Source organism: Marinobacter sp. EhC06 (genome assembly GCF_001650915.1).
Lineage (GTDB): Bacteria > Pseudomonadota > Gammaproteobacteria > Pseudomonadales > Oleiphilaceae > Marinobacter.
This window is the reverse complement of record NZ_LXYO01000033.1, coordinates 143,171-154,379: the sequence shown is the minus strand read 5'-3', so window position 1 is coordinate 154,379 and position 11,209 is coordinate 143,171. Positions and strand designations below refer to the sequence as shown.

Below are 11,209 nucleotides of genomic sequence, written 5' to 3'. Positions count from 1 at the left end.
CCTCATTATTCCACAGGAGTAAACAAGATGAACGCATCCGCATTTCTGGTTGCCGCCGCAGCCATGACCATGTCAGCAACGGTTTTTGCGGCCGGTGCCCACAGTGGTGGCCACGGGGGTGGCAGCGGGGAGCCCGGCAAGGCCTCCGAAGTCAGCCGAACCATCAACGTCGAAATGCACGATAACTATTACGAGCCTGAATCTATCGAGGTCAATCCGGGTGAAACAGTTCGTTTTGTCGTCGTTAACAAGGGCAACCTGGTTCACGAATTCAATATCGGCACTCCCGACATGCATGAAGCCCATCAGGAAGAAATGATGATGATGGTTGAACATGGTGTTATTCAGGGAGGCACGCTCAATCACGACATGATGGAAATGGATATGGGCGACGGCCACTCCATGAAACACGATGATCCCAACAGTGTTCTTCTCGAGCCGGGCAAGAGTAAAGAGATCGTCTGGAAGTTCTCCGAGCAAGGCAACATCGAATTTGCCTGCAATGTTCCGGGGCATTACCAGGCCGGTATGTACGGGGACGTGAACTTCAACTGATCCTTCCAGATAACCACGTAGTCGAGAGTAGTCAACCATGAAGAAATCCTTTCTGGCAGGCCTTGCGGCCCTGCTGATGCCGGCGTTCGGCCTGGCCGGTGAATACAACCTGACAGTGGATCGGGTCCAGATTGATACCGGCGATTTTGTCAAAGAGGGCATTGGCTATAACGGGGAATCCCCGGGGCCGGTTCTGCGTTTCAAGCAGGGCGAAGAGGTGACGATTAATGTCACCAACAATCTTGATGAAATGACCTCCATCCATTGGCATGGACTCATTCTTCCGTATCAGCAGGATGGCGTGCCCGGTATCAGTTTTCCGGGGATCCAGCCGGGGGAAACCTTTACCTATCGTTTCCCTATACAGCAGGCGGGCACCTATTGGTTTCACAGTCACTCCGGTTTTCAGGAGCCGGACGGTGCTTACGGTGCCATTGTTATCGAACCCGAGGGGCGTGAGCCATTCCGCTACGACCGCGAGTACGTGGTTCAGTTGACCGACAAACATCCCCACTCCGGTGACCGCATCATGCGCAACCTGAAGATGATGCCTGACTACTACAACCGTCAGCAGCAGACCGTGGGTGAGTTTTTCTCCGATGCCTCCGAGCACGGTTTCATGAATACCCTGAAGGATCGTATGGCCTGGGGTGGCATGCGCATGATGAAGGCGGATGTCGAGGATCTGCAGGGATTCACGGCTTTGATCAACGGTAAAGGCCCGGATCAGAACTGGACGGGCATTTTTGAGCCCGGAGAGAGAATCCGGCTGCGCTTTATCAACTCGTCGGCAATGACCTACTTCGATATCCGTATCCCCGGTTTGAACATGACCGTGGTGCAGGCCGACGGCAACAATGTTCAGCCCGTTAATGTGGACGAATTCCGCATCGGCGTTGCGGAAACCTATGATGTCATCGTCCGTCCCCGGGATGAGCAGGCGTACACCATCTTTGCCGAGTCCATGGGCCGTTCCGGGTTTGCCAGGGCAACACTGGCTCCGGAAGAGGGCATGGAGGGTGTGGTCCCGGAATTGCGAGAACCCGCAAGATTGACCATGGCTGATATGGCCGGCATGCACGGCATGGATCATGGAAGCATGGAGATGGCCGAATCTGCCGATATGTCGGGCATGGATCACTCCGCCATGGAAAGTAAGGAACAGTCAGATATGGCCGGAATGGATCATTCAAGCATGGCGGGCATGGATCACAGTGGCATGATGATGTCCGGGAACGGAGCCAGCGATCCTTTCTATGCTGAAGGCAGTGGTATCGTTCCGGTGGCCGCAAATGGCGGTAAGTTCCTCTCCTACGCGGATCTCAGAGCGCAGAATCCGCTTTACGAGGATCGTGAGCCGACCCGTGAGATCGAGCTGAAGCTCACCGGCAACATGGAGCGCTATACCTGGAGTATTAATGGCGTGAAATACGAGGACGCCGATCCCATCCGTCTTCAGTATGGAGAGCGAGTCCGCTTCAAGTTTGTGAACGAAACCATGATGACCCACCCCATGCATCTGCACGGTATGTGGTCCATTCTGGATGTGGGGGCTGATCAGTGGAATCCCATCAAGCACACCATCAGTGTTCAGCCTGGCACCACGGTCTATATGGAAACCGAGGTGGACGAGCCCGGGCAGTGGGCCTTCCACTGTCATCTGTCCTATCACGCGGCCGCTGGTATGTTCCGGAAGGTTATAGTTGAGGGTGGTCCCGACTCCACGCAGGCCAAGACCGACGCTGTCGCTGGCAACGGAGGTGAGGCATGAGCCGCGTTCGATTCATGACTCTGGGGCTCTTGAGTTCACTGCTGTTGCCGACCACGGTAACCGCTCAGGAAATGATGGAGGACACTACCGCCCGGAAGCAGGCCCTGACAACCTGGGGCGTCCAGTTCGAAGAGTTCGAGTATCGTTACAGTGACGACGATGAGGAGCTTGGAGTCTGGAATGCCGATATTTTCTACGGCACCGACGAACTGAGATTTCGCTGGCTGACCAAGGGTGAGTATGAAATCGAAGAACAGGCATACGATAGTCTGGAAAACCAGCTAGTAGCACAGACTCCCATCTCCAAGTTCTTTGATGCCAAGGCAGGCGTTCGGTTCGACACGCCTGAAGGCCCGGACCGCACCTATGCGGTTCTTGGGCTTACCGGCCTGGCACCGCAGTGGTTTGAAGTGGATGCTAGCCTGTACGTCAGTGACGAGGGCGATACCTCGGCCGAGTTCGATGCTGAGTACGAGCTGCTGCTGACCAATCATTTGATTCTCTCGGCGGCGCTGGATGCCACCGTGGCATTCAGTGAGGACCGGGAGATTGGCCTGGGCAAAGGGCTGAGCTCTACCGAAACGGGCCTCAGATTGAGCTACGATCTGATTGACCGGGCTTTCTCGCCCTACGTGGGTGTGGTGCATGAACGGAAATACGGCGATACCGCAGATCTGGCGAAAGCCGAGGGTGGAAGCACGGAAGACTGGTTTGCGGTGGTTGGTGCGCGAATCGCTTTCTGATCTTTCGGATAGCGTGCCGGGGCAGAACTCACCCCGGCACACTCACGCCTCAGAGCACTTTCTTCAACTGGCCATAGTCTCCGCCAGTGCGCAGTACCAGAGTGATGTTATTGTCGTTACGGTTCCGGAAGAACCACCCGTGGTCGCCGGTAAAGGCGGCCTCAAGCTCGCCTTCATCTTCAGGAACACCTCGTCCTTTCTCGTACGAGATGGATTGGCCGCTGCCGTTGCCGTGGGTGTCGTAGTTGATAGGGCCGCCCTCAGACGCCCAGGAGAATCGGGCCACAGCACCTTCCTCCATAGTGAGTTTGAATTCGGTTCCCTCGCCCGGCGTCAAAACCACGCTTACTTCATCCTGCCACTGCGGTTCGGCAGCTTCTGGTTCAGGTGTGGGCTCTGGTTCCGCGGCCGCGACCTCCGCTTCGGGCGCAGAGACCGATTCCTCTGCAGGCTCGGTCATGACAGGCTCCGCCACTTCCTGAGGCCCTTGTGCGCTCGAAGATTGAACGACAACCATCTCGGCCTCCGCGTCGGCGGCGGCTTCCTCGGCCAGCTGTTCCTTGATTTCACCCATTTCGGTCAAGCCCAGCAAGCGACCGGCTCCGGTCGGATCGAGCGCGTACTCCGCGGGCATCACAACGGTAACCAGCAGTACCAGCGCCACGATGGCGGCAACAATGGTCGATCGAATCAGTTTCGCGGTGCTTGGCAGTTCTTCTCGATTAGGTATGTCGGTGTTGTACATAAAAGTTCTCCAGAATCAGGCGACGAAATAACCGGTAAGCTGGTAGCCGAATAGCAGGAAGCCTGCACTCATCATGGCCACATTCGCGGTGTAGGCGTGACGGAAAAAGCCGTCGGTTTTGCGCCAGAAATTGATGGCAATCAGGATCATGGCCAGGGCAATGAGCTGTCCGATTTCCACGCCCACATTGAAAGCGAGAAGGTTCGGAATCAGCCCATCGGGAGAGATGTCGTACTCAAGGATCTTGGTAGATAGCCCGAAGCCGTGGAAAAAGCCGAAGATGAGCGTGGCGGCTTTGGTGTTGGGCTGAAAGCCAAACCAGCGCTGATAGGCGCCGATGTTGTCCAGTGCCTTGTACACGATCGACAGGCCGATAATCGCATCAATGATGTAGCTGTTGATGCCCACATTGAAGTACACCCCCAGCAGCATCGTGGTGGAATGCCCCAGGGCAAACAGGCTCACATAGATAGCGATGTGCTGCATGCGGTACAGGAAGAAAATGACTCCCAGCAGAAACAGCAGGTGGTCGTAACCGGTGACCATGTGTTTGGCACCGAGGTAGGTAAAAGCAATCAGGTTTATGCCGGTAATCTCCTGGATGTATCCCTTGTCGCCCTGGGCGACGGCATGGGCCAACGCATCAGAGCTGAGGCCGAGCAGGCCCAGTGTCAGGAATATCCAGAAAAAACGATTTCCGCCGGCAGCAACCCGCGCCCAGTGGCGAGGTTTGCCAAGCAAAGTTGACAGCATAGTAACTCCGTAGAATGGATTTTCGTTCAGCTGCTAAGGCAGCATTGCTCAGACAATCGTGTAGAGCTTCGGCGGGCGGTCGAGCCGGTAACGAAAACTGCGGGGATTCTCTCCAGCAAAGGGAACAGGGCGCCGGAGTGAAGGTGTCAGGTTGGAGAATACCGGCATTTTCAACCGGTCTGCAGACTCGTGGGAGTGGTTGCCAGAGTCATGATGAGAGTGGCGGTCTTGATGGTCTTGCACGCTGTGGCTGTGATGATCATGACTGTGGTCGTGATCGCCTTCGTGCAGGATGTTGGGTTCAGTCAGCTCCGGTACTCCGTGGGATAACGTTTCTCCCATGACCGAGAATGTCAGGCCGATGAGAGCAATCAGCATGACAATAACCGGAAACGCTTTTTTACGGTTGATGGCCGTAATCATAAAAACCAGCTTTCGGACAAAGGCTCTGCGCGTGCATTAACCCGCCAGAGGGTATTGGAATAGTTTGTGAAGAGAGAATACCATTTCGGTTCGGTTTTGCAGGAATTAAAACAAATAAATGTTTCCTGGCCAGAGGAAGTGTAAATGACATGGCTTATTACCAAATACGCAATAACGGCTGCGCTGGTGGTCCTGATCTCTGAGGTTGCCAAGCGCAGTGACAAGTTGGGTGCATTGATTGCAGCCCTGCCCTTGGTGACCGTCCTGGCGATGATCTGGCTTTATGTTGAGCAGCAACCAGCAGAAAAAATCAGTAATCACGCCTGGTATACCTTCTGGTATGTGCTGCCCACCTTGCCCATGTTCCTGATGTTTCCCTCCCTCATGGCCAGATTCAGTTTCTGGCCGTCCCTGGGTATCGGCGCCATGGTCACAATTGCCTGCTTTGCCTCCCTGGCAGCTGTCACGAAAAAGTTCGGCATCTTTCTCCTGTGAAGCGCGCCCGTAAGTTCAACGGGTGTTCGGATGACACAGATCAACATGCGTGGACTTAAACGGATTACGCAGTCCTTTTTCAGCCTCAATTCAGTTTCATGGTCTTTACTGATGGTGATGCACAATGTTGCAGCCAATTAAGGAGGATCTCATGAACAGATTAAGCCGTTTCGTTGCATGTTCCGTGTTCGTCGCCTTGCCTGCCTTTGCTTTTGCTCAGGGCAACTCCGGGCAAATGCCAGGTGCTGGCATGATGAATCAGGAACAAGTGCAGCAGATGAATGAAAACATGGCACGCATGCAGGCAATGATGCAGGAAATGCGAAACGCCGACTCCAACGCTGAACGCCAGAGACTGCGCGAGCAACATATGGAGTACATGCAGGAGCAAATGCAGATGATGCGTGGCGGCATGATGGGGCCCGGAATGATGGGCAATGGTCAGGGAATGATGGGGAATGGCCAGGGAATGATGAACAACCAGGGCATGATGAACAATCAGGGCCAGGGCCAAGGCCGGAACCAGTCTGGCAATGCCCAGGGTAACCGTTCGGGTGGTCCGGGAATGGACAACGAGCAGCGCCTGGAAATGATGGAAAACCGCATGAACCAGATGCAGCTGATGATGGAACAGATGCTGGAACATCAGAGGCAACTGGACCGCAATTGATGCGGGTAAGCCGTCTAGTCGAACAGTGACAGCTGATCGGATTGCTGCTTCGATGGCACGCGGGGGCGTTTCTGGACGGGTCCCTTGCGACTGCCGTGTCGTAGCAGCACCCGATCTGTTTCTGTCTTGCTAACACGCTGCTTGTGAAAGTCGCCAACCGCCTTGCGGGCAACCCGAGCCGCCTGTTCATGATCGCACACCGGCGAGATGTAGGTGTTGCCGCCGTAACGCTCTTTCTGGGCCGGTGTCATCAGCCATGGGGTGTGGATCATTTCACTGGGCACGCCAGCCAGCTCGGGAATCCAGCGCCGGATGAACTCGCCATCGGGGTCCAGTTTCCGGCTTTGCAACACCGGGTTGTAGATTCGCAGGGCGTTGATGCCGGTCAGGCCGGACTGCATCTGGGTCTGGGAGTAGTGAATGCCCGGTTCGAAATCGGTAAACAGCCGGGCCAGGTGAAGGGCTGGATCGCGCCAGTGCAGCCACAGCTGGTAACTGGCAATCGCCATCAGCATGGCCCGCATCCGGAAGTTGATCCAGCCCGAATGATTAAGCGCACGCATGCTGGCATCCACCAGGGGCCAGCCCGTCTGACCTTCCTGCCAACGCTGCAGGCGTTCGGTATCATTGGGCCCGGTTTTTAGCGCCTCCATTTCCCGGTGCATCGCCCGGAATTCCAGCTCCGGTTCGTCCTCCAGTTTCTGGATAAAATGGCAATGCCAGTGCAATCGCGACCGGAAACTGGTCAGGCTTTTCTTTTTTCTGGGCAGGGTATTGCGGTGATTGCCTGTGGCCTTGGCCTCCTGGTAAATCTCCCTCAGACTGACGGTGCCGTAGGCAATATGCGGGCTCAGGCGAGAGCAGGCCCTGACCGCGGTGTTCGGGCTGGAAATGTTGTACTGGTAGCCGACGCAGCGGCGGTCGAGGAAAGAAGCGAGAAGTTTTTCGCCTCTCGCGCTGCCGCCAATCTGGCGGTCCGGGCAGCTATCCGGCCGTGTAAAGTCGAGACTGCCACGGCCACTCAAGCTGGCCTCGATGGCTTTCATTTCCGGCATTTTCGTCGGGGCTTCCAATACAGGTTGGCGCATCAGCTCGGTCCAGGCCTTGTCCCAGACATCCCGGTCGGTCAGGCGTCGCACCACACCGAACTGGTTCCATTCCCGTAATTCCACCTGGTTCTCCGAGCACCAGCCAATCACCGCCTTGTCACGCTCGAAGGTCCAGTGTCCGCCGGTTTCCTGATGGCAGAAAATGCGGTTGATGCTGTGATGGGCCCGCAGCTGCTTCAGCGCATCAATGACCGACCCTCTCATCATCAGAAGCTGGCTGCCGGCCTTCCGCAACTGCCGGTCAAGATCGTCCAGGGAGTCCCGGATAAACGCCCATTGGCGGCCGCTGGTGTCCGGCAGTTGCCAGTACCCATCTTCGATGACATACAGCGGTATGACCGGTTCGCCCAGGCTGGCCGCTGCAACCAGGGGGGCATGATCCCGGGTACGCAGGTCGCGCTTGAACCAGACCACGGTGGTCATGACTGTGTGTTCCTCTCGCGCCGGCAACGTTCGCTGCAGTAGCGAACTTTTTCCCAGTCCTTCGCCCATTTTTTGCGCCAGGCAAACGGGCGCTGGCAGACCGGGCAGGTTTTCTCCGGGAGATTAAGCTTCTTATGGGGCACCAGTGTCTTCCATTTCGGTGTCGTCCATTCGGGATGTATGGATTTCTACGTCTGCGCTGCCGGGCGGGATCAACGTCGGGGGCGGTTGCAGGAGGGGCTCAGGAGCTTGATTTTCGTGCCAGCTGAGCCAGGTCCTCACTGATCTGTTCGGGAGACAGGCCGGGACGAAGCAGCAGCCGGGCGTCGCCATTGCGATCAAACACGTAAACGGCGCTGCTGTGGGAAACGTTGTAATTACCGCTGGCGTCCGGATCGTCGTAACCGAAGGTGGTTCTATAACGTTTGGCGAGTTTTCGAAGCGCGGGTTCTTCTGAGGTCAGGCCAACGATGCGCTCGCCGAAGAAATTCACGTAACTGGCCAGGCGTTCCGGGGTATCCCTGCGCGGGTCAACGCTTACGAACAGGGTGGTGACATCGTCCCGATACTGTTCGGGAAGTTGCTGAACCGAGCGGCGCAGATCGGTCAGCGTGGTCGGGCAAACATCCGGGCAGGAGGTGAAGCCGAAATACAACAGACGGATGGTGCCTTTCGAATCAGCTGCCGTGACTGGCTGACCGTTGGTGCCCTGAAGTTGAAACTCCAGCTCGGGCATCAGGCCCGAGATATCCTTGCCATGCCAGTTTTCTTCCTTTCCGGTGCAGCCGGCGAGCATCAGGGCAACGAAAACAGACCACAGTGGCAGCATTCTTCTCATGCGTTTCCTCCTGCCAGAGAGCGGCTCTTGGGGTATTTGCCATCTTCGTGCATGGCCCGGCGAAGCACGATCAGAATGCCAATGATGCTCATCATGGCCGGGGGAATCCAGGTCAGGAGCCCGCCCAGTAACTGATCGGTTTCCGGAGGCATGGGCCACGCCCGGCCGCAGACCTCGTAAACGTCGTAAACCATGCCCCTGGAAAACACGATCCAGGCCCCGAGAATCATCTGGGGGATCGCCACCAGCGCCAGCAGGAGGATACGCTTGCCATAGCCCAGAGCACTGGTGACTGCCGGGGAGCGGGGATCGAAGATCAGCCACCAGAACAGCAGGCCATCCAGCAACATGCTCCAGTTCATGATCCAGTAGAGCTGCCGGCTGAGCATGGCGTCAAAATGGATGGGCGGCCAGAGCCAGAAGTAGATCAGTCCCACGAACAGAACCGATGCGATAACCGGTTGCTGCAGGAGCCGGTAAATCCAACCCAGTGGCTGCAGCCAGTAACGAACCGACGGCGACATCTTCCGATACCAGAACCGCATCACGGGCAGGGGATTCGACAGCGCAATCAGGATCGGCCCCAGGTGGTGAAGAATCAGGTGCTGCCCACGATGGACGAAAAACATGTATTGGGAGTAGTAGTCGAAGCGGGTCTGCATCACCGCATAGCAGAGCATGACCCCGAGCGTGAAAGTGACGATCCGGCCCGATCCCGGCCGATCCTGCTCCGGCATCCTCAGTAGCCCGACACCATAAAACCCGAGCACCAGCATATAACTGAGCAGGGTCAGGGGAGAAAAATCGTAGGGCAGCAAATAGCTCGATACTGGCATGGATCAGACTCGATGCGTGCACGCATTGGAAACCGGGTTTATCTTTCTTGTCAGTACCGCCGAGTTTTGCCGGCCCGGCGGCGGATTTCAAGGCCGGCTTCAGGAAACTTCTGATGGAGGCGGGGCATGGCCCGATTCTGTGATTCCATTTCAGCGCCGTCAGTGCTGATCTTTGATTGGCACGGCACCCTGGTAGACACCCACGATGCCATGTTCAGTGCCATGGAAGACATGCTGCCGCAGCTGGAGGACCTGGGGCTGGTGGAACGCCTGCTGCCGGAGGATAAATGCCGAACATCGGACGATGCACGCCTGGTGCGTTACATCCGAATCTTCCGGCGCCTGCATCCGCGCATTCTGGCCGAGCGCCGGGTGTCTCGGACGGACATCTTCAACGCCATCTTCGGCGATGACAAAGAAGCCAAGCTGATTGCCCACAAGGCCTACAACGAGGCTTATCGTCGGTATTTCGGGCAGGTGAAACCGTTTCAGCCCGGCGCGTATGAGTACCTCTGCGCCCTGAAAGCCATGGGTATACGGCTGGCGGTATCCACCAACCGGAACCGGGAGTTTCTGGACCGGGAATTACAGACGGTGGACGAAGGCAGGTGGCGGAACCTGTTTGATGCCACGGTGTGTGCCGACGACGTAACCGAGTACAAGCCTGACCCGGAGGTGATCCTCAAGGCCCTTGAAAAGCTTGATCTGCCAGCGGATGAAAAAGCCTGGTATGTCGGTGACAGCTACGTGGACATGCTCACTGCCAACAAGGCCGGCGTGTCGGGTGTGTTTTACAACGGGGCCTGCTGGGAATCCGGCCGAATCGACAGCTGGTTTTCGCACCGGGATGCCCCTGCGGCCATTCTGGACAGCTTTGAAGACCTGATGGACCTGCTGGCCCTGCTCGAACGAGGCCAGCCGGAAGCTTTTGAGCAGGCGCCGGCTGAAGTTCGCCCACGGCCTTTCCCCCCACCCCAGCGCCCTGAACCACGGATTGAGCCGGACTGGCACCCGGCGGTGGTCAAGCTCATCCGCCCTGCGGTTATCCTGTTTGACTGGCACGCCACACTGGTGGATACGTTGGACGCCATGTACCACGCGGTGGATGACATGCTGCCGGATTTTCACAAGCTGCAGCTCATGGACCGTATGGTGGCGCCGGAAGACAGCAAAACCCCGGAAGATGTGAAGCTGGTTGCCTATGTTCGGGAGTTTGCGAAGCTGCACCCCAAGGTGAAAGCAGACCGCAAGATTTCCCGGACCGACATTTTTGAGGTGCTGTTCGGCGACGACCAGGAGGCCAAACAGATCGCCCACCAGGCGTTCAACCACCATTATCGAAAACACTACGGAACCGTGAAGGCCTTTGAGCCGAAGGTGCGGGAGGTCTTGGAAGGGTTAAGGCGTCTGGGCATTCAGGTGGGGGTCATTACCAACCGGGATCGCGAGTTTTTCGAGCATGAACTGGCGGCGGTGGAGGACACCGGCTGGACCCACCTTTTTGATGTCGACGTCTGCGGCGACGACACGCCCCTGCGAAAGCCGCACCCGGATCAGTTGCTGCTGGCGGTTCAGAAGCTGGACTATCCCCCGGATCCGAGCGTTTGGTACGTGGGCGACAGCACGACGGATGTCATTGCTGCCAAACGCGCGGGCCTGACCTCGGTATTTTTCAACGGGGCCCAGTGGGATCTGCCCTGGCTGAACAAGATTTTCCCAGGCACCCACAAACACCCGGACAAGCCGGATGTGGTGGTCAATGATTTCTCGGAGTTCTGGGCGCTGGTGCTGGCCTGCGAGGTGGGGCCGCCCTGATTTTCCGCGGTGACTGCAGAAAGCGACGACAAT

The 11,209-nt window shown here is 57.0% G+C and carries 13 protein-coding genes; 6 read left to right on the top strand and 7 right to left on the bottom strand.

From position 1 onward, the window contains the following. Positions 1–27 precede the first annotated feature (27 nt). From A8B84_RS16520 to A8B84_RS16510, 3 genes are read left to right on the top strand one after another with little or no spacing between them, the layout of a single operon-like run. Positions 28–555: a cupredoxin domain-containing protein gene (locus A8B84_RS16520; RefSeq protein ID WP_064227592.1), complete on the top strand. Its 528-nt coding sequence runs from the start codon at positions 28–30 to the stop codon at positions 553–555. Between the two features lie 37 nt (positions 556–592). Continuing rightward, a complete protein-coding gene (locus A8B84_RS16515) occupies positions 593–2,326 on the top strand; it encodes a copper resistance system multicopper oxidase (RefSeq protein WP_064227593.1) in 1,734 nt (577 codons plus the stop codon). Then, on the top strand, positions 2,323–3,069 hold the full coding sequence (locus tag A8B84_RS16510; protein WP_064227594.1) for a copper resistance protein B: 747 nt from the start codon (positions 2,323–2,325) through the stop codon (positions 3,067–3,069). Before A8B84_RS16515 ends, A8B84_RS16510 begins: the two co-directional genes overlap by 4 nt. Positions 3,070–3,118: 49 nt before the next feature. Here A8B84_RS16510 and A8B84_RS16505 read toward each other — a convergent pair whose 3' ends face one another. From A8B84_RS16505 to A8B84_RS16495, 3 genes are read right to left on the bottom strand one after another with little or no spacing between them, the layout of a single operon-like run. After that, complete coding sequence (locus tag A8B84_RS16505; protein WP_064227595.1) at positions 3,119–3,814, bottom strand: hypothetical protein; 696 nt, start codon at positions 3,812–3,814, stop codon at positions 3,119–3,121. A 15-nt stretch (positions 3,815–3,829) separates the two neighbouring features. Beyond that, the gene (locus A8B84_RS16500) at positions 3,830–4,567 is read right to left on the bottom strand and encodes a HupE/UreJ family protein (RefSeq protein ID WP_227512670.1); all 738 of its coding nucleotides are present in this window, start codon (positions 4,565–4,567) and stop codon (positions 3,830–3,832) included. 48 nt (positions 4,568–4,615) lie between these two features. Next, positions 4,616–4,990: a hypothetical protein gene (locus A8B84_RS16495; protein WP_064227596.1), complete on the bottom strand. Its 375-nt coding sequence runs from the start codon at positions 4,988–4,990 to the stop codon at positions 4,616–4,618. Between the two features lie 144 nt (positions 4,991–5,134). On the opposite strand from A8B84_RS16495, the gene A8B84_RS16490 reads away from it, so the two are divergent. Further along, positions 5,135–5,485, top strand: coding sequence for a DUF3147 family protein (locus A8B84_RS16490; protein WP_064227597.1), 351 nt, complete (start codon positions 5,135–5,137; stop codon positions 5,483–5,485). Between the two features lie 151 nt (positions 5,486–5,636). Then, positions 5,637–6,155, top strand: coding sequence for a hypothetical protein (locus A8B84_RS16485; protein ID WP_064227598.1), 519 nt, complete (start codon positions 5,637–5,639; stop codon positions 6,153–6,155). A 14-nt stretch (positions 6,156–6,169) separates the two neighbouring features. On the opposite strand, the gene A8B84_RS16480 is transcribed toward A8B84_RS16485, so the two are convergent. The 4 genes from A8B84_RS16480 to A8B84_RS16470 all read right to left on the bottom strand — a co-directional run bounded on the left by A8B84_RS16480 (position 6,170) and on the right by A8B84_RS16470 (position 9,361). Further along, positions 6,170–7,687 (bottom strand): FAD-binding domain-containing protein, encoded by a 1,518-nt coding sequence (locus A8B84_RS16480; RefSeq protein ID WP_064227599.1) that lies wholly within the window; start codon positions 7,685–7,687, stop codon positions 6,170–6,172. Then, positions 7,684–7,830, bottom strand: a complete 147-nt coding sequence (locus tag A8B84_RS21360; protein ID WP_082905199.1) for a DUF2256 domain-containing protein — start codon at positions 7,828–7,830, stop codon at positions 7,684–7,686. The genes A8B84_RS16480 and A8B84_RS21360 overlap by 4 nt, the downstream gene beginning before the upstream one ends. 98 nt (positions 7,831–7,928) lie before the next feature. Next, positions 7,929–8,525, bottom strand: a complete 597-nt coding sequence (locus tag A8B84_RS16475) for an SCO family protein (RefSeq protein ID WP_064227600.1) — start codon at positions 8,523–8,525, stop codon at positions 7,929–7,931. Beyond that, positions 8,522–9,361, bottom strand: coding sequence for a cytochrome c oxidase assembly protein (locus A8B84_RS16470; protein ID WP_064227601.1), 840 nt, complete (start codon positions 9,359–9,361; stop codon positions 8,522–8,524). The genes A8B84_RS16475 and A8B84_RS16470 overlap by 4 nt, the downstream gene beginning before the upstream one ends. A 126-nt stretch (positions 9,362–9,487) precedes the next feature. Between A8B84_RS16470 and A8B84_RS16465 the strand changes: the two genes are divergently transcribed. Then, positions 9,488–11,176 (top strand): HAD family hydrolase, encoded by a 1,689-nt coding sequence (locus A8B84_RS16465; protein ID WP_064227602.1) that lies wholly within the window; start codon positions 9,488–9,490, stop codon positions 11,174–11,176. The last annotated feature ends 33 nt before the right edge of the window (positions 11,177–11,209 follow it).